General features: G+C 32.6%; 19 protein-coding genes. 4 read left to right on the plus strand and 15 right to left on the minus strand.

Translation table 11 applies throughout. From position 1 onward, the window contains the following. The 4 genes from H8K90_RS08960 to H8K90_RS08975 all read right to left on the minus strand — a co-directional run bounded on the left by H8K90_RS08960 (position 1) and on the right by H8K90_RS08975 (position 5,208). Positions 1-567: an NUDIX domain-containing protein gene (locus H8K90_RS08960; protein WP_246457634.1), complete on the minus strand. Its 567-nt coding sequence runs from the start codon at positions 565-567 to the stop codon at positions 1-3. 28 nt (positions 568-595) lie between these two features. Continuing rightward, complete coding sequence (locus tag H8K90_RS08965; RefSeq protein WP_186845622.1) at positions 596-2,554, minus strand: AAA family ATPase; 1,959 nt, start codon at positions 2,552-2,554, stop codon at positions 596-598. 78 nt (positions 2,555-2,632) lie between these two features. Next, the gene (locus H8K90_RS08970) at positions 2,633-3,676 is read right to left on the minus strand and encodes a hypothetical protein (protein WP_186845623.1); all 1,044 of its coding nucleotides are present in this window, start codon (positions 3,674-3,676) and stop codon (positions 2,633-2,635) included. A 191-nt stretch (positions 3,677-3,867) separates the two neighbouring features. Continuing rightward, on the minus strand, positions 3,868-5,208 hold the full coding sequence (locus H8K90_RS08975; RefSeq protein WP_186845624.1) for an AAA family ATPase: 1,341 nt from the start codon (positions 5,206-5,208) through the stop codon (positions 3,868-3,870). 169 nt (positions 5,209-5,377) lie between these two features. Here H8K90_RS08975 and H8K90_RS08980 point away from each other — a divergent pair, with 169 nt between their 5' ends. Then, positions 5,378-6,157, plus strand: coding sequence for an MBL fold metallo-hydrolase (locus H8K90_RS08980; protein WP_186845625.1), 780 nt, complete (start codon positions 5,378-5,380; stop codon positions 6,155-6,157). A gap of 171 nt (positions 6,158-6,328) precedes the next feature. Then, complete coding sequence (locus H8K90_RS08985; RefSeq protein ID WP_186845626.1) at positions 6,329-6,553, plus strand: hypothetical protein; 225 nt, start codon at positions 6,329-6,331, stop codon at positions 6,551-6,553. 64 nt (positions 6,554-6,617) lie between these two features. On the opposite strand, the gene ettA is transcribed toward H8K90_RS08985, so the two are convergent. From ettA to H8K90_RS09015, 6 genes are all read right to left on the minus strand, one after another. Beyond that, a complete protein-coding gene (gene ettA, locus H8K90_RS08990) occupies positions 6,618-8,309 on the minus strand; it encodes an energy-dependent translational throttle protein EttA (RefSeq protein ID WP_186845627.1) in 1,692 nt (563 codons plus the stop codon). Beyond that, positions 8,309-8,491: a CAL67264 family membrane protein gene (locus H8K90_RS08995; protein ID WP_186845628.1), complete on the minus strand. Its 183-nt coding sequence runs from the start codon at positions 8,489-8,491 to the stop codon at positions 8,309-8,311. Before H8K90_RS08995 ends, ettA begins: the two co-directional genes overlap by 1 nt. A 108-nt stretch (positions 8,492-8,599) precedes the next feature. Continuing rightward, positions 8,600-9,325 (minus strand): pirin family protein, encoded by a 726-nt coding sequence (locus H8K90_RS09000; protein ID WP_186845629.1) that lies wholly within the window; start codon positions 9,323-9,325, stop codon positions 8,600-8,602. A gap of 45 nt (positions 9,326-9,370) precedes the next feature. Next, positions 9,371-9,808 carry a MarR family winged helix-turn-helix transcriptional regulator gene (locus H8K90_RS09005; RefSeq protein ID WP_186845630.1) on the minus strand — a complete coding sequence of 146 codons (438 nt, stop codon included), beginning with the start codon at positions 9,806-9,808 and terminating at the stop codon, positions 9,371-9,373. 1 nt (position 9,809) lies between these two features. Further along, complete coding sequence (locus H8K90_RS09010; RefSeq protein WP_186845631.1) at positions 9,810-10,091, minus strand: GNAT family N-acetyltransferase; 282 nt, start codon at positions 10,089-10,091, stop codon at positions 9,810-9,812. A 2-nt stretch (positions 10,092-10,093) separates the two neighbouring features. Then, positions 10,094-10,624: an NADPH-dependent FMN reductase gene (locus H8K90_RS09015; protein WP_186845632.1), complete on the minus strand. Its 531-nt coding sequence runs from the start codon at positions 10,622-10,624 to the stop codon at positions 10,094-10,096. Between the two features lie 143 nt (positions 10,625-10,767). Here H8K90_RS09015 and H8K90_RS09020 point away from each other — a divergent pair, with 143 nt between their 5' ends. Both H8K90_RS09020 and H8K90_RS09025 read left to right on the plus strand, forming a co-directional pair. Then, positions 10,768-12,396 (plus strand): acyl-CoA carboxylase subunit beta, encoded by a 1,629-nt coding sequence (locus H8K90_RS09020; protein ID WP_186845633.1) that lies wholly within the window; start codon positions 10,768-10,770, stop codon positions 12,394-12,396. 1 nt (position 12,397) lies between these two features. Then, the gene (locus H8K90_RS09025) at positions 12,398-13,669 is read left to right on the plus strand and encodes an MFS transporter (RefSeq protein ID WP_186845634.1); all 1,272 of its coding nucleotides are present in this window, start codon (positions 12,398-12,400) and stop codon (positions 13,667-13,669) included. 57 nt (positions 13,670-13,726) lie between these two features. Here H8K90_RS09025 and H8K90_RS09030 read toward each other — a convergent pair whose 3' ends face one another. The 5 genes from H8K90_RS09030 to H8K90_RS09050 all read right to left on the minus strand — a co-directional run bounded on the left by H8K90_RS09030 (position 13,727) and on the right by H8K90_RS09050 (position 21,508). Then, on the minus strand, positions 13,727-13,897 hold the full coding sequence (locus tag H8K90_RS09030) for a hypothetical protein (protein WP_186845635.1): 171 nt from the start codon (positions 13,895-13,897) through the stop codon (positions 13,727-13,729). A gap of 123 nt (positions 13,898-14,020) precedes the next feature. After that, positions 14,021-14,884, minus strand: a complete 864-nt coding sequence (locus H8K90_RS09035) for an N-acetylglucosamine kinase (RefSeq protein WP_186845636.1) — start codon at positions 14,882-14,884, stop codon at positions 14,021-14,023. Positions 14,885-14,944: 60 nt separating this feature from the next. Beyond that, positions 14,945-15,946, minus strand: coding sequence for a type I glyceraldehyde-3-phosphate dehydrogenase (gap, locus tag H8K90_RS09040; RefSeq protein ID WP_186845637.1), 1,002 nt, complete (start codon positions 15,944-15,946; stop codon positions 14,945-14,947). A gap of 30 nt (positions 15,947-15,976) precedes the next feature. Continuing rightward, positions 15,977-16,963 (minus strand): 6-phosphofructokinase, encoded by a 987-nt coding sequence (gene pfkA / locus H8K90_RS09045; RefSeq protein ID WP_186845638.1) that lies wholly within the window; start codon positions 16,961-16,963, stop codon positions 15,977-15,979. A gap of 135 nt (positions 16,964-17,098) precedes the next feature. After that, on the minus strand, positions 17,099-21,508 hold the full coding sequence (locus tag H8K90_RS09050; RefSeq protein ID WP_246457637.1) for a translocation/assembly module TamB domain-containing protein: 4,410 nt from the start codon (positions 21,506-21,508) through the stop codon (positions 17,099-17,101). Positions 21,509-21,636 lie beyond the last annotated feature (128 nt).

Genomic DNA, 21,636 nt, shown 5'->3' on the forward strand with positions numbered 1-21,636 from the left:
TTAACCTAACAACTTTTTGATTTGAGCATATTGCAAAAGCATGATTGTTTTTGCATCAACAATTTCACCAGAACTGATTAATTCTATCGCCTCCTTAAATGGCATTTCTATAATTATAATATCTTCATTTTCTGCATCTAGACCACCACCTTTTGCAACTTTCATACTATCATCATATTCTCCAACAAAGCACGAAAATCGTTCTGTACTGCCTCCTGGTGTTGCAAAAGCATTATAAATTTTAGTAAGCTTAGGTATGTTATAGCCTGTTTCTTCTAAAATTTCACGCTTCATAGCTTCTTCGGCAGAATCGTCCTTATCATCTAACATACCAGCTGGAACTTCTAATAAAAAACCAGTTTCAATTCCATTCATATAAGCTGGTAATCTAAATTGCTTTACGAAAATTACGGTTTGCTTTTTCGTATTGTAAAGCAATGCTGCTACTGCATTTCCACGTTCTAATACTTCCCAAGTATTTTCTACCCAATTACCGTTTTTTAGTTGGTAATCGAATTGTACTTCAGATAAAGTAAAGAACTTATCTGATAAAATTTTGCGATTCATATTTTTGATTCGCTTTTTGCTCATAATATTATGACTTTCCAAATTGTTCTCTAGCCTCAGTTTCAATATTTAACTGATTTATTCTAGCATCTACTTTACGTTTAAAGTCGGTATCTGCAATAGTTGCAACATTATCTAAGTAACGTACTACTTCTTGTCGTCTAATATCGCTAAAATCTAAACCTTTCATGTTAGCTCGCATTAATTCTTGCAACATACCGAATTTAGTTTCATAATCTTTTTTAAAGTAAACCTCAGGATTCTCGAACCAATCTGTTTCTAAATCAAAATCCGTTAAACGCAACGATACTGCTTTTTGAATGTTTCGCACATCACGAGATGAAAAGAATGGAAAAATCTTCTGAATTTCAGTATATAAATGCGCATAGAACATATGCTCATTATCTTTATGCTTCTTTTCTACTTTATTAAATGTATCTAAAACACGCTCCTCAGTTGGTTTATCTACTTTATCTAAAATTTCACCTAAATTTTTGGCAACTTGCTGTGCGTCTAAATATTTGTAATCCTTGGGATCACTCATATTTATAAAATCTGGCATTGTTTTTTCGAGCTTTCTCCACCATAAATGATCCTGATCTACAAAATCTCTTTCATTACGAGCACCATCTATTTTAAATCGTCCTTGCACACGCGAAATCACTGCTTTGTCTAACATTTCTGGTAAATTGGTAAATAGACCAATAGAACTATTACCATAATTTACAGCATAAGCTCCTTCAGTATATCTTAAAAACACACCAATCACCTCTTTAACACCTGCAGAAACCCCTTGAGCTGTACGCTCTTGCAAGTTGTTTTCAGCATCATCAATTGGCGCAAATATTAACTTTGTAGGATCTTGTAACGGTTTCATCCACTCCACCATTTTTTCTGCAGAACCACCTTGAAATGTACTAATCAAAGTATCTGGCATTGGATGGAATAAAAACGGGATATCAAGATTTTCACTATGCTCTTTAAGTCGTGTTGCAATAGCTGCAATAAGCATACTTTTACCTGTTCCTGGAATTCCGTAACCCATAAATACTGGCATGAAACCACCAAGTTCTTGAAAAGGGTTTTTCTTAGCTTCAAAATCGTAACTTAAAATACGCTCAGTTAATCGACGTGCAAAGTGCTTAGCATCTTTATTTCCAACAATTTGCTCAAACTGAATTTTATTAAACTCAACACTTACAGCTGTACCAGAAAACACATTGTCCCAACCAGAAACTGCAAAGTCAGACTTCTCTAACTTGTAGGTTCTATCCGTAATCGTTTCAGTGTATTCTAAACTGCTTTTTCTAAGTTGAATTTCATCAATTAAGGCTTCAAAATATACAACTGTAAAGTCAATTACATCTTTATCAGTCTTAATTATATCTGGATGAGCTAAATACTTATCGTAATAAAATAGTTGACACGATATGCCTTTTAAAGGCGACATAAATGACACTTCAGGAATACCTGCAAATTTCTGTTTCATTACCGATAAATCGTCTGAAGCATGTGGTTTTAAATCGTGAAGGATTTTATAAGCCGAAGCAAATAGCATAAATGCCGTTGCTGTATGCATTTTACTTTCGTACTCACGCTTGCCAGAATTGTCTAAAGCCGATTTATTTTCGCTCAACGTCGATAAACCAGATGCATCATAATAACTATCCTTAATCCAAATACCCAATGTCAACCCTTCTTGTATGGCATAAAGTGAATTATTTAAGTGAATAGGTAATGCAACCGATTCTGGCAACAAACGTTTTTTTAATGCTAAAATGGTTTTAGAAACCGATGTTACATTAACATTACTACCATTATTTGCTCTAGACAGATATAGTAGAATTGATTCGTCCTTACCATCATTATCTTTATTCTTTGCACGTTGACTTTGCTCCCATTGTATAGATTTTAAATACGATGTCGCTTCATCTCGAAGCATATCGAGTTCGTTTTGTTTTATAGGGAAAGTTGAATTGTGTTCCATGTTTTTAGTCTTCAGTCCTTAGTATGTAGTCTTTAGTCGTAGTTCTCAGTTGTAAAAACTGAATTTACGACTGCAGACTCATTTCGTTTTTAAATCAGAAATCTGAACAGGTGGAATGGCCAATTTATTCATAATTTCTGGAGTTTTGTTATACAATAATTGTATGATTCTGTGTGGCGCAAAAACGTAACGTTGTCTATAAACTGCATTCCATTTTTGAAAGGTTTGTTTACTAAAAAAGCTACCTTCTTTAAATTCGCTTCCAGAATTTAATTCATCTATTTTAAAGGAAATAGCATAAGATTCTATAGGAATATCTTTTTTTGAAATACCATCTAAAATAGCATGAGTTACTTTGTTTTCGTCCTTTGCAAAGACGTTATGTATTGGTCCCAAATCTACACGCTTTATCAACTTAGGAAACACTTTTGGTAATCGCTTATCTATAGCATAAGCCATTGTATCCATTGCCATTTCTCTATCGGATGTATTTTTTAAAACGGTATATATCTCTTCCTTATAATCTTCTACGTTTCTACCATCATAATTAAAGTACATGTAACAAATAAACGGTCTGTTATGTGATACATCGTAAAAACTCCAACTTACAAGATACTCACCTTCGGCTCCTTTTGGAGCTTCTATAATTTTACCTTGCACAAATCTGTTGAAAATATATTCCTTCTTGGCAGAAGTATAATACACAATTGAAGAGGCCTGAAACAGTTTTCGTTTAGAAATCTGTTCTTTTTTTCGCATTAAGGTATCTAAAAATTCTTCTTTTAAAGATTCTACATTAGTGAGTTTACCTAAGTAATCCTCTCGCAGTGCTAAATCATTAAATAAATAACGGAATTCTAAATAATTAGGAAAGCTAGAATCTGTTAGATCTACTTTCATATTCTCTTCCTCATCATACATGTATTTTACACGCATGGCTTCTATAGAATACAATAGCAAGTCACTATATTGCTTAAACAGCTGAACTTCTTGTTGATTCAACAATTGCTTGTCTTGTACGGCAACAATAAGCTCCTTTAGGGTAAAATCTATCATTTTGTGATAGAATACATACTGCTCCTTAGAGTCTAATACAGCTGAATCTAATGGTGTTACAATCATTTAGTAGAATCTTCTTTAATTTCTCGAAAAGCGAAGTATATAACATGCAAAGCCAAACCTAGAATAAACCCAAATAAAATTGAACCATAAAAGTCATTATTTCCATGAATGAAAAAAATAACAATGCTAAAAAAAAGAGAATATCCTAAAAATATTTTTAGTGACTTTATTGTTAAGAACTTCTTCAAAATCTATCCAAGTAAATCATCTTCATTAGCCTCTGGCTTTGGTTCACCTGCTGGTTCACCACCATCTGCTGGTGCATTAGGATCTGCTTTGTAATATTCGTCAAAAATCTCTTTCATATCGATACCATAACGATCTGCAAAGTTTTTCTGAATTTCGGCATCTTTAGTTCTGATTTCACCTAAAGCTTCAGCATAACTTCCATAAACTCCTTGCATCACTTTTTCGTGAACAGGAATGTTATCCATCATTTCTTGACGTGCTTTAGCACTTGCTGTGTGCATAGCAGCTAAAGTTTCACCAATATGCTCATCAGTTTTAACACCTAAATGTTCTAAGATTGCAGCAAACTCTTGATCAGTTCTCGCTTTTAAAGCCACAACATATCCATCATAGTATTTTAAACGCTCATCAGTATCTGATTTTAGTTTAGCACGATGTGTCTGTAAGTTACTACGTAACGACGTTAATACCTTAATCGTTAAATTATGTTTATGCACAAAACTATCCTTTGAAGCAGCTAAAGTTGTATAAGCATTTTTCAATCCTTCTAATTCTTCAACCTTTTGCTCTAATTGTGTAACTCTTTCTAATGCCTCAGAGTATTCCGTAGATTGTTTGTCAGCAACTTCTTCTAACGCTTGGCGTGCTTGTTTTAATAAAGCATATTGCTCTTCGAGCTTTGCCTCGACTTCTTTCTTCTTTTGAAGCGCTTTGGTATGGTTATTACTTGCTTCAACTATAGCAGTTTTTAAACTTTCTTCTACTTCTTTAATTTCAAGCTCTCTGTCTTTTAAACGCTTTATTGCAGCCTGACTTTTAAATGATAATTCATTTAACAAGGTCTGTACATCTGCAGTTTCAATTCGTTGCTGAAACATAGCTTTTGCTTTGTTATCTGAAGCATCGCGTTCTTTTTGCGCTTTCTTTAACTCTTCTTCCGCATCTCTTATCTTGCCTTTTCTGCCCCAAAGGTTGTTCCACCAAGTGTCAGGCTTGTTTTTAGCATCTTCTAATTCAACTTTTGCGCGTTCTAAACGTTTAATAGCATCATCGATAATTTTTTGTTCAGCAGCATTTAAAGCAGAAAAACCTTCGAACATAATACCAACTTCATCTTGGTAATCTGTTAAGTCTTTAATAGCATCTAATAATGTAGATCTATCTTTTTCAGCCATATCAACAACATTGTCTAACGTGGCATTTAATATTTTCTGACGACTTTCTGGATCATCCTCTTGCGCCAATTTAGACTTCATTTGGTCTATGGCTTTTCCCCAATTAACATCGACTTTCTCAGTTTTTTCGTTGGAATTTGTTTCTAATAAATCAAAATCATCAGACATATTGTATTGTATTTTTTAGTTGAACTTTTTTCGGATAAGCAATTTCGGTAATTTTTTATGACTATAAAAACTTTACCAGCTAAATTATATGTAGCCAATATTATTAATTTGTTACATCATTTTCATAATAAAGACTTCTTCAATATCTTTATAAAAAAACACAAAGACTATGAAATTATCTAAAAACCTCCTTTTATTGGTTCTTATTACTATAATATGGAGCTGTAAAAATGAAAAATCTAACACAGATACTGCAACAACTACTGATAGTAAAATATCCGAAACAACTAAAACAACCGTAGATATTAAACCAATAACGCATGGCACTTTAGTTTTAGAGAGTGCAAATGAAACTATTTATATTGATCCAACTGGTGGTTTAGGGGCTTTTAAAGGTCAGAAAAAACCAACTTTAGTCTTGATTACGGATATTCATGGTGATCACTTAAATATTGAAACACTTGAAGCTTTAAATTTAAAAGAAGCTACACTAATTGGTCCTGCTGCTGTCACGGAAAAATTACCGAAGGGAATAAGTAAAATTGTAGTAACACTAAACAATGGTGATTCTTATGATACAACTAATGCTGCAATTGAAGCTATACCTATGTATAATTTAAGAGAAGAGGCCTTAAAATACCACACCAAAGGAAGAGGTAATGGATATTTGATAACCATTAATGATGAGCGGATTTATATTTCTGGTGATACTGAAGATATACCAGAAATGCGAAACCTTAAAAATATAGACAAGGCCTTTGTTTGTATGAATTTACCATACACAATGACGGTAGAAAGCGCAGCAAGCGCAGTGTTAGACTTTAAACCCAAGAAAGTCTATCCATATCATTATAGAGGTACTGAAGGTTTAAGCGATGTGGAAAAATTTAAAACCTTAGTAAAAGATGCTAATCCATCATTAGAAGTTGTTTTATTAGATTGGTATTAAACTGAGTAAATGCCTGTTTATGCTTGAAAAATAGGTGTTTTGTCGAGTTATTTTAACACTTAATCGGCAAAATGTTAACAAAAAAAATGTAAATTATTTAAAATTAAGCCTTTATAGTTTACTTTTTTTCTATATTAGCATCTTAGAACCCAAATCTAAACTAAAACTAATATGTTCAATAACCTGCTTTCAAAGGCTATAATAGTGACTACTACTCAATTAACTATGATTTTAATAGCCGTAGCGTCAGTCTTTTTGGTTTTTATTCTTATAGCAATTATTAAGATGTATAAGCTTAAGGCCGAGAACAAAAAACTAATGGAAACAAATGCATTTAAGGATTTTGAAGAATCTGATAGTGATATACCGAGTGGGCATCTTTACGGTGACAATTAATCTAATTAAAAAACAAAAAAAGCCAGCAGATGCTGGCTTTTTTAATTTCAAATAGTATCGATTACTACCGAACTAACTTTTTATACTTAATACGTTTTGGCATTAAATCTCCACCTAAACGTTTCTTCTTATTTTCTTCATAATCACTAAAACTACCTTCAAAGAAATAGACTTGTGAGTCTCCTTCAAAAGCTAAAATGTGTGTACATATTCTATCTAAGAACCAGCGATCGTGACTAATAACTACTGCACAACCAGCAAAGTTTTCTAAGCCTTCTTCAAGAGCCCTTAATGTATTGACATCTAAATCGTTAGTTGGCTCATCTAAAAGTAATACATTACCTTCTTCTTTTAATGTCATTGCCAAGTGTAAACGGTTACGTTCACCACCAGAAAGTAGTTTTACCTTTTTGTTTTGCTCGCTTCCTGAGAAATTAAATCGACTTAAATACGCTCTAGAATTTACTTGTCGTCCTCCCATCATCACCAACTCTTGCTCATCACTAAAGTTTTGCCAAATTGATTTTTCGGGATCTATATTAGAGTGCTTCTGATCGACATATGCAATTTGAGCAGTTTCACCGACTTTAAACTCTCCTTTATCTGGTGTTTCCTCTCCCATTATCATTCTAAAAATGGTGGTTTTACCAGCACCATTTGGCCCAATAACACCTACAATTCCTGCTTGAGGTAAATTAAAGTTTAAATCGTCATATAATAATTTATCATCATAACCTTTAGCGACACCTATGGCTTCAATTACATTTGTTCCTAATCTAGGACCATTTGGAATGTAGATTTCTAGCTTTTCATCTAGCTGCTTTTGATCTTGACTCATTAATTTGTCATAATTCTTTAAACGCGCCTTTTGCTTGGTTTGACGGCCTTTTGCTCCTTGTCTTACCCATTCTAGCTCTCGTTCTAAGGTTTTCTGACGTTTAGAAGCTGTTTTACTTTCTTGAGCCATACGCTTAGATTTTTGATCTAGCCAAGACGAGTAATTTCCTTTCCAAGGAATACCCTCACCTCTATCGAGTTCTAAAATCCAACCAGCTACATTATCTAAGAAATATCTATCGTGCGTTACAGCGATGACAGTTCCTTTGTATTGCGCTAAATGATGCTCTAACCAATGTACAGATTCTGCATCTAAGTGGTTGGTTGGCTCATCTAAAAGTAAAACGTCTGGTTCTTGCAACAATAAACGACACAAAGCTACACGACGACGCTCACCTCCAGAAAGGACTCCAATTTTTTTATCACCATCGGGAGTACGAAGTGCATCCATGGCAATTTCTAACTTAGTATCTAATTCCCATGCATTAGCAGCATCAATCTGATCTTGTAATTCAGCCTGACGGTTCATTAGCTTTTCCATCTTATCCGGATTGCTATAAACTTCCTCTAAACCAAACTGGTCATTGATATTGTTATATTCATCTAAAATAGCAACGGTTTCTGCAGCACCTTCGCGTACAACTTCCATCACTGTTTTATTGTCATCTAATTGCGGCTCTTGTTCTAAATAACCCACAGTATAACCTGGTTGAAAAACCACATCACCTTGGTAATTTTTATCTACACCAGCAATGATCTTTAATAACGTTGATTTACCAGAACCGTTAAGACCTAAAATTCCAATCTTAGCACCATAGAAGAAGCTTAAATAAATATTCTTTAATACTGGAGTATTAGCTCCTTGAAAGGTTTTTGTAAGACCAGACATTGCAAAAATTACTTTTTTATCGTCGCTCATTATACTCTTCCTTTTAATGCGTTAAACACCCATGCAATACAAAAAAATCCGCCACCAACAGCAGCAAATCCCCAACCTGCTACATCATCGTATCTAAATGCACCAAGTGCTATTAAACCTAATCCAACAATCACCATGATTGTTGTAGCCCAAGCAAGGACTGTGTTTTTATTCATCGCCATATTCTTATTCTATTTAGTTTTGATAGTTAGTTGAAATACAAATATCGCATTTTAAATAAAAAAAGCATCACAAATTGTGATGCTTCTCCTATAAAACAATTTCAAAATTTATAATTTAATCATCGGAACTTCTATGAATAATAGTTCGCTATCACCTTTTGAAGACATACTAAAACTATCTGTTTCTGAAATCCCAATTGCATCTCTGGTATTTAAAATGTCTTTTTCTATTTCAACCTCTCCTGAAATTGTCATTACATAAACACCATGTTCTTTACTTTTAAGTTGGTATTTAAATGTACTTCCATTAGATAAATCTATGCGCGAAAGTTTAGCATCTTGATGAATTTTTAAACTTTCATCATCCTTGTCTTCAAAAGACGTTACTAATGTTTGAAGCTTTCCCTTTCTATCTTCTGTATTAAACACTTTTTGATCATAACGTGGCGCTACATTGCGCTCTTCTGGAATGATCCAAATTTGAAATAAACTTAAATACTCATCAACAGATCCATTAATTTCTGAATGTTGAACTCCTGTTCCTGCAGACATTACCTGTACTTCACCAGGAACAACAGGTTGCCATTCATCTTTCATATTATCGCGATGTTTTAAAACACCTTTTAATGGAATGGTTATAATCTCCATATTATCGTGTGGATGAGTACCAAATCCCATTTTTGGAGCAATAATATCATCATTTAATACTCGTAAAGCACCAAAATGCAATTTTTCTGCATTATGCCAACTCGCAAAACTAAAAGAATGATTTGCCTGTAACCAACCATGGTTTGCAAAGCCTCTACTGTCTGCTTTATGTATTACTTTTTTCATTTTAATTTTCTTTCTATTAATTATTATCCTTTGTATAAAAATGCATTAGCGCATTTTATCCAAAAGATTGCTTAATTGCTCAGCTTCATTTTCATTTAAATTTTTAAGCAATTCATTATTTAAATTCACAGGAATTGAATCTAACAAATCCTTTCCTGATTCTGTAATGGCAATCTTTACCACACGCCTATCATGTTCTGACGGCAACCGTTCAATTAATTGTTTAGCACAGAGTTTATCCATTAATCTCGTAGCATTTGGAGAACGCTCTAACATTCTATCTTTTATGGTCTTTACTTTTATGGGTTCTCCTGCTCCACGTAAAATTCTTAAAATATTGTACTGTTGTGGAGAGATACCAAAGTCCTTAAAAAATTCGTTTTGGTAACTCGTAATCCAATTGGCAGTATAAATAATATTGAGCATTGCTTTTACTCTATTATTTTCAAATTTTGAATTGATATCCTTTGCTAAATCTCCCATACTAAACTCTTACATCGTTATATTCACTACGCTTTTTAAAAACTGCATTTGCAAATGGACAAAGCGGCATAATTTTAAGATTGCTCTTTCGAGCATAATCCACTGCTGCTTCTACCAATTTATAGCCAACACCTTGTCCTTTTAGAGATGTATCAACTTCTGTATGATCTATAATGATTTTATTGTCACCTGCATGGCTATAAGTCATTAAACCAAGCTTTTTTCCTTCTACTTCGTAAAAGAATTCACCTTTGTTTTTATTATCCTCTTGTTTAATAACCATAATTATAGACTTTGTTTGAATTGGGCTACTTCTTCAAGCAATAGATTATTTAGTGCTTCATTTGTAATCTTACCATCAGAAAAATTATCATTGAATGATGGTAAACTAAAACTACCAACTATGTTTCCTCCCATATATGGAAAACGTCCTTTTGCAATATCTAAAACCGTTGCACCACCTCTTCCACCTGGTGATGTTGCCATTAGCAACATTGGCTTATCGCTCCAAAGTTTACCATCAATTCTAGACATCCAATCGAACAAATTCTTAAAAACTGTAGCATAGGCTCCGTTATGCTCAGCTAATGACAGTACTATACCATCAGATGATTTTATTAAGTCTAAAAACGTTTTGGCGTTATCCGGAATACCGTGAACCAACTCATAATCAATACCGTATAAAGGTAATTCGTAGTCATTTAAGTCTAATACTTTTACTTCAGTTTCACTAACTAAGGAAGACGCGTAAGTCGCTAATTGTTTATTTATTGATGTACTACTGTTACTTCCTGCAAATGCTATTATATTTTTCATAATTTACTTATTTAATGATACAAATATAGGATAAAAATATTTAGTTTCCAAGGAAACTATTTCCATGTAATATTATTTAACAAAACATTCACTTTCTATACATAAATTGGTTTTGTAAATTCGTGCAAAACAATTTTGCATTAATGGATATTAAATTCAATAAAAACGAAGACCATAATAAACTTCTACTTTCAGATTTAAAAAAGCGTTTAGCCAAAGTAAAATTAGGAGGAGGTGAAAAAAGTATTGCCAAACATCATAGCAAAGGTAAAATGACAGCTCGTGAGCGTATTGATTATCTTTTAGACCCAAAAGCAAAATCAATAGAGATTGGTGCATTTGCAGGAGATGGTATGTACGAGCAATATGGTGGATGTCCTTCTGGTGGAGTTGTTATTAAAATAGGATACATTAAGGGAAAACAATGTATAGTTGTTGCCAACGATGCGACTGTAAAGGCTGGAGCTTGGTTCCCAATTACTGGAAAAAAGAATTTAAGAGCTCAAGAAATAGCTATTGAAAACCGTTTACCAATTATATATTTAGTAGACAGTGCTGGTGTTTTTCTACCTATGCAAGATGAAATTTTCCCGGACAAAGAGCACTTTGGTCGCATATTTAGAAATAACGCAGTTATGAGTAGTATGGGAATTACCCAAATTGCTGCAGTTATGGGAAGTTGTGTTGCAGGTGGAGCCTACTTACCTATTATGAGTGATGAAGCTTTGATTGTAGACAAAACAGGAAGTATATTCTTAGCTGGTAGTTATTTGGTTAAAGCTGCAATTGGCGAAACCATAGATAATGAAACCTTAGGAGGTGCTACAACACATTGTGAAATTTCTGGAGTTACAGATTACAAGGCTAAAGATGATAAAGACGCGTTAGATCGTATAAAAAATATAGTTGATAAGATTGGTGATTTTGATAAAGCTGGCTACAATAGAACTAAAGCCGCTAAACCAAAAGAAAATCCGGAAGATATTTACGGAATACTTCCAAAAAGTAGAGCCGACCAATATGATATGAAGGAAATTATTAAACGTTTAGTTGATAATTCTGAGTTTGATGAATACAAAGAAGGCTATGGAAAAACAATTATTACTGCTTACGCTCGTATTGATGGTTGGGCAGTTGGAATTGTTGCGAATCAACGTCAATTAGTAAAAACGAAGAAAGGTGAAATGCAGTTTGGTGGTGTCATCTATAATGACTCTGCTGATAAAGCTACACGCTTTATTGCTAATTGTAACCAGAAAAAAATTCCGTTAGTGTTTTTACAAGATGTTACTGGGTTTATGGTTGGCAGTAAATCCGAACACTCTGGGATTATAAAAGATGGTGCTAAAATGGTAAATGCTGTTAGTAATTCTGTAGTTCCAAAATTTACAATTGTTTTAGGTAATAGTTATGGTGCTGGTAATTATGCGATGTGTGGAAAAGCATATGATCCTAGACTAATTGCTGCATGGCCAAGTGCTGAACTCGCTGTAATGAGTGGAAACTCTGCTGCAAAAGTATTACTTCAGATTGAAACTGCTTCTTTAAAGAAGAAAGGCGAAACCATTACTAAAGAAAAAGAAGAAGAATTATATAACAAGATAAAAGATAGATACGATAACCAAGTATCACCTTATTATGCTGCATCTCGTATTTGGACCGATGGCGTCATTGATCCATTAGATACAAGAACATGGATTTCTATAGGAATTGAAGCAGCAAACCACGCTCCTATTGAAAAACCATTTAATTTAGGTGTGTTGCAAGTGTAATATGCAACATCAAGACACTAAAAAACAGCCTCTGTATGTTATAATATTATTGATATTAGCAGCAGAGGCTGTTTTTATTTTGCCTTTTGTGTTACAACGTATTTTTAGAACTACATTTCTAGAATCTTTTAATATAAATCAACTAGAAATCGGGAGCATTTTTTCTGCTTATGGCATAGTAGCGCTTGTTTCTTATTTATTTGGTGGTCCACTGGCTGACAAATTTAAACCTCATATTTTAATGTCAGTTGCATTAATACTTACTGCACTTGGCGGATTTTATTTAGCAACTTATCCTTCACTATATAATCTTCATTTATTATACGGATTTTGGGGCTTTACAACTATTTTCTTGTTTTGGGCTGCTATGATAAAAGCCACTCGAATTTGGGGAGGATCTAACAAACAAGGTATTGCTTTTGGTTTTTTAGATGGTGGCCGTGGCTTAGTAGCTGCGCTTTTTGGTTCTGTAGGAGTACTTATTTTCTCATTATTCATCACAAAAGATATAGAACTGACTTCTATTGAAGAACGACGTATAGCATTTAAAGAAGTTATAATATACACTTCAATAGCTGTATTATGCATAGGCATTATTGTATTCTTTTTATTAAGGCTAAAAGAAACTGAAACTTCAGTTTCTAAAAAACCACAGAAATTATTAACTCTTAATAATTTTAAAATTGTCATGAAATATAAAGCCGTGTGGTTATTGATGATAATAATTATGTGTGCTTATCATTGCTACAAAATGACAAATCTTTTTAGTCAGTATGCAGAGCAAATAATGCTATATAACAAAATCGAAGCTGCTAAAGTTGGCACCTATTTACTCTATATGAGACCGGTTATTGGAGTTGTAATTGGATTACTTGCAGATAGAACAAGTGCTACTTTATGGATTGTAATAGGCTTTTTATTAATGACTATTACAAGCTTAGTATTTGCCTTAGGTGTTATTGATGACAGCACTACTCTATTATTTATTTTATCAATTGGAACGATGGCTTTAGGAGTATATTCTGCAAGAGTATTATATTTTGCTACACTCGAAGAAACTAAGATACCATTAGCTGTCACTGGCACAGCAGTCGGATTCATTTCTGTAGTTGGTTATACACCAGATATTTTTACAGGAATAATTAATGGTTATTTTTTAGATGCTTATGATGAAGTTATAGGGCATCAAATTGTATTTGGTATTATGTTTGGTTTTGCAGTAATTGGATGTATTGCTTCATTTAAACTATATAGACATTCAATTAAAAAGTAATAAAAAAGAGCGCAAATTGCGCTCTTTATATTTTATAGTAAACTAAGTTTATACAGATTAAGCACGCTTAGCTTTTCTTTCTTCTCTAATTTCTTTAAAACGTTCTATTGAAGATCCAAAAATCCAGTAAGGGATTACAAAAGTTAAAAGGAATATCATTAACCAAAATCCAATAGTTAATATGGTTAAAAATGCTAAAAATCCTAAATATTGATCAAAATCGAACATAGTTTTTGTTTCGTTTACGTTTTAGATATGGCAAAGATATAACCAAAATATAAGTTTTACAATACCTAAACCTAGTTTTATTAACAGGAAATGAACAAAATTGAATTATTCATTACCATAACATTAAAGATTTTTTACATGATAATCTACTAAACCTTCAATAGGTCGTCTAACAAAGTTACCAACTTTAAAGTTAAATTCGTCTGCAACTTCTTTTATCTCTTCTTGAGAAAAATAAGCAATTGATCCGGCAAAATGAACTGGCACACCTTTGGCTAGCTCATCTTTAAATTGAAGAATCATGTTTTCAGCAAAAAGACGAATTCCTTTCCTCATAACATTTTTTATATAAGTAGAATCCTTGTTTATAAACATAAATTCAGCATGATCTGCTAAATAAGCACTTGGATTAGGCTGTTTATATAAATTATATTTAATAAAATCTGCTTCTAAATTATGCTTATGAGCAAAGGCTACACTTATGGTATCAGGCATTTTTTTAAAGTAATAATCTCTAATTAATTGCTTGCCAAAATAATTACCACTAGCATCATCCATTAAAATAAAACCTAAGCTATCTACACGCTGATGCAAAATTTCACCATCAAAGTAACTGCAATTAGACCCTGTACCTAATATACAAACCACCGCAGCTTCGTCGTTAGTATTAATGCATGCTCTAACTGCGGCATAGGTATCTTCTCTAACTTCTACCTCTGCGTTAGGAAAATAGGTTTCTATAATTGACTTTAACAACAGTCTTGGCTTTTCTGTACCGCAACCTGCTCCGTAAAAGAAAATATGAGTCACTTCATTGGCTAATGCCATAAGTTCTTCACTCTTTCGAACTATTTTCTTAAGTTTTTTCTCCGCAATAATAGCAGGATTTAAACCTTTAGTTCTTATTTTATCTACAGCTTGATTACCATTTTTATCAATAGCTATCCAATCGCACTTAGTAGAACCTCCATCTGTAATTAAAATCATACTGACTATAAATTAAAAATTCCGCAGTCATTATATTATAACTACGGAATTTTAGAATTTTTATAAGTTATTTACCTTCTGAGCTAAATCAACTAACTTGTTTGAATAACCAAACTCATTATCGTACCAAGACACAAGTTTAAAGAATGTAGAATTTAGTTCAATTGCAGAATCTGCATCAAACACACTTGTTCTTTCTTCGCTTACAAAGTCTTGAGATACTACAGCATCTTCGGTATAACCCATAACACCTTTCATTGAACCATCAGCTGCTTTTTTAACTGCTGCTTTAATTTCTGCTAATGATGTTGCTTTTTTAGTTTTCACTGTTAAATCTACTACTGATACATCTACAGTTGGTACTCTAAATGCCATACCTGTTAATTTACCATCTAATTCAGGAATTACTTTTCCTACTGCTTTAGCAGCACCAGTAGAAGTTGGTATAATATTGTTAATCGCTGAACGACCTAATCTGTAATTTTTACGAGAAGGTGCATCAACAGTAAATTGTGTAGATGTTGCTGCGTGGATAGTTGTCATTAATGCTTCCTCAATACCAAAGTTATCTTCTATAACTTTAGCTAAAGGTGCTAAACAGTTTGTAGTACAAGATGCATTAGAAACTATTGTGTTGCTAGCTGTTAATTTATCGTCATTTACACCCATTACAAACATTGGTGCATCTTTACTTGGTGCTGAAATTACAACTTTCTTTGCTCCACCATCAATATGATATTGCGCTGTTTCTAAAGTTGTAAAAATACCCGTACATTCTGCAACAACGTCTGCTCCTGCTTCATCCCACTTTAAGTTTTTTGGGTCTCTCTCTGCAGTTACTCTAATAGTTTTTCCATCAACTATTAAGTTTCCGTCTTTAACTTCAATTTCACCATCAAATCTGCCATGGACAGAATCGTATTTTAATAGGTAAGCTAAATGCTCTACATCTAATAAATCATTAATTGCTACAACATCCACGTCATTTCGCTTTACTGTTGCTCTAAACACTATTCTTCCTATTCTACCGAATCCGTTGATTCCTAATTTTAAGTTTGACATATTTTATTATTAATTAATTCTGTTTTATTATTAAATTGACATTATATCTGAAACTCTTAAGAGTTCCATATTTATTTTTGATTTTCCTTTTACAGCTTGGTCAAATGGTGTAATATCTATGATATCATTATTAAGACCAACCATAAAATTACTTTTTCCTTCTAATAAGCATTCTACGGCTTTTACACCCATTCTACTAGCTAATACTCGATCGAAACACGAAGGTGCACCTCCACGTTGCATATGGCCTAAAACTGAAACTCTCACTTCGTATTCAGACATGTTTTCATCAACATAATCTTTAAGTTCAAAAACGCTTTTTCCTATTTTATCACCTTCAGCTACAACTACTATACTAGAAGACTTACCAGACTGTTTACTTCGTCGTAAAGAGTCTAACAACCTATCTAATCCTAAGTCTTCTTCGGGAATTAAAATCTCTTCTGCACCTGCTCCAATACCAACATTTAAGGCAATATGCCCAACATCGCGTCCCATAACTTCCACAAAAAATAAACGGTTATGAGAACTTGCTGTGTCTCTAATTTTGTCAATAGCTTCTACAACAGTATTTAAAGCAGTATCATAGCCTAAGGTATGTGAAGTACCGAAAATATCATTATCTATGGTGCCTGGAATTCCCATAACTGGAAAACCATATTCTTGATTAAAAATCATTGCACCTGTAAAGCTTCCGTCACCACCGATTACAACCAAAGCATCAATACCTGCTTTAACTAATTGTTCGTGTGCTTTTGCTCTGCCTTCTTTTGTTCTAAATTCTTTTGAGCGTGCAGATTTAAGAATAGTTCCTCCTTTATTTATAATGCCCTTTACGCTACGAGCATCCATAGTAATAAAATCGCCATCAATCATCCCTTCATAACCTCTGTAAATACCAACACATTCTATATTGTGATATGCACAAGCTCTTACGACAGATCTAACAGCTGCATTCATACCTGGAGAATCTCCTCCAGAAGTAAAAACGCCAATTTTATTTATTGCATTTGTCATTGCTATAATCAATTTTTAGTAAAATTAATAAACAATACAAACAAAAAAGGTGCGAATTTGATAAAAAAACGGACTAAATATTAATTCAAACGTTTTCGTTAATAAGTATTTTAATAAAAGGGAAGGATTGACAACTTAAGACTTAGATTTTGTTTTTTTTTTCTTCATTGTCATATACTCTGGCATCATGGCATTTTCATCCTTTTCTTTCTTTTCTTCTTCCTTTTTTTCTTTTTTATCTTTTCTGTTTTTACCAGAAAATATAATTTGAATCAACTCTTTAAAAGTATCAAACTCTACATTGTAAGACAAACCTATACCTTGTGTATATCCAATTTCTTCACCAAAATTTCTAATAGTATTTTCTCTATTAAATACTTTAGCTCTTAAACTACCATCTTCATTAAGCAACCAATCAATTTGCACATCTCCAGTTATCGTCGTCTGTTGAGTAGTGCCAAATGGTACACCAAGCTTACCATTTACTAATATCTTGTCATTTATTTTAGTTTGAAGTGTAAAACCAACTGTAGAATTGGTCTGTAATTCTGGTGTATCTTGGCCGATAGCTAAATCCAGACCTAAGTTAAGGTTCTCGTTATCACCACCCAATATATTATTTACAATACCAGTTAATCTTTCTGAAATTGTTCCATTAATATTATTAACTCCACCAGAACCACTCGAAAATCCACCAGAATATAATAACGTTAGTGCCTGAAACTCTAGTTCATCCTTAGAAGATAGCCTATAATCTAACTCAGATTTTAAAGTAGAAGTAACGTTTGGAAATTTTAGGTTAAAATCTGGAGTTGGCTGCTCTAGCAAACCTGTTAATTGTATTTCTACTTGAACAGGAATTCTTTGACTGATTGGATTATCTAGTAAAACTGAAGGATTAGCAGTAGTTTCATAAAGTGCTTTTAGATTTATCTGTGCTTTCATTGGGTCTCCTTGCCATAAAATACTTCCACCTTTTTCAACATCAAACTTTTTCTCTACAAAACCACCATATTTAAAGTTATAGGTTCCTTCACTAACTATAAAGTTACCTGCCATATTAAATGTACCATTGGTATTAATCAAAAAGTTGAGATTTCCTTCTCCTCTACCTTTTATAGTACTTCCAGCTTCTTTGTCTATTACAATTTCAATAACTGCATTTTGGTTAACATTTAAATCAAAATCTAATACTAAACCTTTAACTTCAATTTGCTCTGTTATTTCTCCATTAATCCTTGCTATTTTTTCTTCAGGACTTAAAAAGTGAATAAACGAGTTATCACCAAAACTTTCAGCATCATTAAGTGGTATATAAAATTCTGTTCCAGGCTCTGTTCTTCCGTTCTTTACCTGTATAACCAATTGGTCTGTCGGTCCTTTAATTTCTGCTGTACCAGAGATAAACCCTGTTCCATAGTATAATTCATCCTCAGACTCTTCGGTATTTAGAACCAAAAGTCTATCTGTTTCTAACTCTAAACCTAACCTCCAATTCGAAAAGTTATTATGCGCTATAAATCCATTAAGATTCCCCTTTGAAAAGTATTTAGAATCCGTCATTGCTACATTATTAAATATAAACTGCTGACCTCTAAGTGATACTTTAGAATCGAAATCGAACCCGTAATCTACATTTAGATATGGAATAGATAATCCTGCCCTATCTAGCAATAATTCACCATAAATACCTGGTTTATTTAAACTTCCTGTAACATTAGCATTACCAGAAACCAAGCCTCTAATATTATTAATAACTCCTTCTCCTAAAGGATTTAAAGGGTCTAATAAGAATTCTTCGAAAACAACATCTAAATCTATTCTTGGGTTGTTTTTAGCAACATCTATACTTCCGTTGGCAGAAAATGATTTTAGATTATCATTTACAAGAGACACATCAACCTTGTAATTTGTAATAGAATTATCACCTTCTACTTTAGCTGTAAGATTACCCAAGTCATAATCATTGACAAACAAACTAGTAATTTCTACATCAGATTTTGGTAGATACACTCCATTATTTTGTATCACATCTAATTTTCCATTTACAACTCCTTGTAAAGACAAACTATCTATACGTGGAGTAATTTTTACGAGCTGTACATCATTAAAATCTAACTTCAAGTTTTTATTTAATGAATCTTTTATAACACCAGATAATAATATCTCTTCGTTACCTTGATTGATTTTTATAGGTGAAATATCGAAGGTCTTAAAACCTCTATCAAATTTTATTTTATTTAAGGTGTCTTTTTGAGAATTCACTAACCACTCGTACCCTTTAAATCGCACATCAGATTTTCTAAACCCAAATACAGATTTATTATCTTTATCTATAGTGTAAAATAGGTTGAGATTATAATCATCTTGATTGTTTTCTCCACCTTTAAACTCTGATTTAATTAAAAGAGTATCTCGCTTTGTTACGTTAATTAAACTAAACTGAGAGGCTCCATAAATACCTGCATTTAAACTATCAATTTCTATAAAAGTGTTATATAATGGGTTACTATTATCTACACTAATATTTATATTATTGGCAAAATAGTCTTGAAACTTAATTTCGGGTGAATTAAATGTAAGTTCAAATCCTTTTTCGTCCGTTTCAATTCTACCTTCTACAAACGTATTTTTACCTAGCGTTAAGTCTTTATAAAAAACAGCTGCAATTTTAGAATATACATTGAACCTAAAATCGATATACTGACCATCTTCCACTTCATTTGGCACATAATTAGTGTAAATACTACCTACAGAGTTTTCAACCAATTTTAAGATATCCATAGTTTTAAACTGACCTGTTATTCTACCATTTATAATATCTGGTGAGTTTATGGCTAACGTACGTTCATCACCTTCAAAAGAAGATACAATGTCAAAATCTTGAAAACTATAACGACTATCTTGGTTTTTATAAGTAGTGTTTTTAATGTTTATAGCACCAACTGCATTATCATATGTAGTACCTGTTGCCGTCATACTAACCAATCCTCTAAATTCTGAAATACTATCTCTTGTTACAAAATTTAAAACTTTAAGATTTGCATAATCCACATCTGCTTTAAAATCGAACTTTTTTAATTCTTGAGAAAAATCTACTAACCCATTAAAATCTAGCTGTAAATTTGGGTCGTCTGCTTTTAAAATACCATTGAAAATTTTGTTTCCTAAGTCTCCAGATATAGCAATATTTTCGTAGACATATCCATTGTAATCTAAGACATAGATATCACCTTTTACATCTGTTCTAAGGTTATCTATAGTAAATCCTTTTCCGTCAACATCTAGATTTAATGACGTGCTTTTTGCTGAAGGTTCATTAATTAATGCACCAATATTAAATTCATCTAAAACAACATTTCCTATATAACTTGCATTATCAATATCATCAATATTAGTAAGTTGCAAATCTGAGTTTATAAGTCCTAAGTCGGTATCAATTTCTATATTGGCATCTACGCGATTGCTTGTAATATAAGATGTTCCTTTTATTCTAAAATTACCAACTTTTGAAAGTACTGTTGGTATTGAATTACCTAGTATTCTTGGAAGTAACGCCGTTAAATCGTTGTAGTTTGATGATAAATTCTGAAATCTTCCGTCTAACGCAAAACCTTCTTCGTTGCTGTTAAATAAATTTTTAAATGTAATATCACCAATAATTCTCGTATTTCGAGTTGTGCTTACATTAAGGTTTTCGGCTTTTAAGTCATTTAAAGTTCCTGATAAATCTGCATTAAGAGTTGCGCGTTGGTTGACACCAAACTCATCAAAAAACACATTAAGCTCTGTTAGTGAAATTTCAGAATCTCTAAAACTTGCTACAACATTAACTTTATCAGTAAAATCCTTTAAATCTTCACGTTTATAATTAAATCTTAAATCCCCTTTTAATTCAGAAAGTTCAGTTTTAATATCTAAGGCGCCAAAACTCATGTGGTCGAGTGTATATTCAAAATTTGCCATTAGATTTTTAACAGCAATACCTCTACTATCTGTAAAACTGAATTTGTTTATACGAGAGCTTACCTCAGGACCGTTAATTAAGAAGTTAGTTGTATTGGCATTTAGATTACTAAACTCAAAGACTTTGGGTGTTTCTCTGTTTTCGTCTGTGAGTCTAAATATGCCATCTTCAATAGATACATCGCTCGATGAAAATAGAAATTCGCTTGGTCCTACTCTTGGATTATCATCATCAAACTTAGCAACAAACACATCTAAATTAGTGTCTTCTTCACCCTTATAGGTTTTTAGATTAAAGACTAAATTTTGTATATCTATATCACCAAAATTAAGTTTGCTATTGTAAAGATTTTTAAAACTTATAATAGAACTATTAATTTCACCAATACTAATTAGCGTGTCTTTTTTGTAATCTCTAATAAGAATTTCTTTAAGTTCAATATCACCATTAAGCTGAAGACCTACTCTACCAATATTTATATCTGTTTTAAAATCTTCGTTTAATCTTTCTGTAGCATATTTACCAAGTTTGGTTTGTACAGCAGGAATAGATAGTATTAAAAAGAGTATTAAAAACAAGAGTAGAATGATACCTACTATTTTGCCTATTATTTTGAGTACTCTTTTGATAGAAATTGTGCTTAAAAATTGATGAAATCTTCACTCCCTTTTTTCTGTAAAGCTAAGTTTTACTTTATATAAAATGC

Source organism: Winogradskyella echinorum, from assembly GCF_014297365.1.
Taxonomy (GTDB): domain Bacteria; phylum Bacteroidota; class Bacteroidia; order Flavobacteriales; family Flavobacteriaceae; genus Winogradskyella; species Winogradskyella echinorum.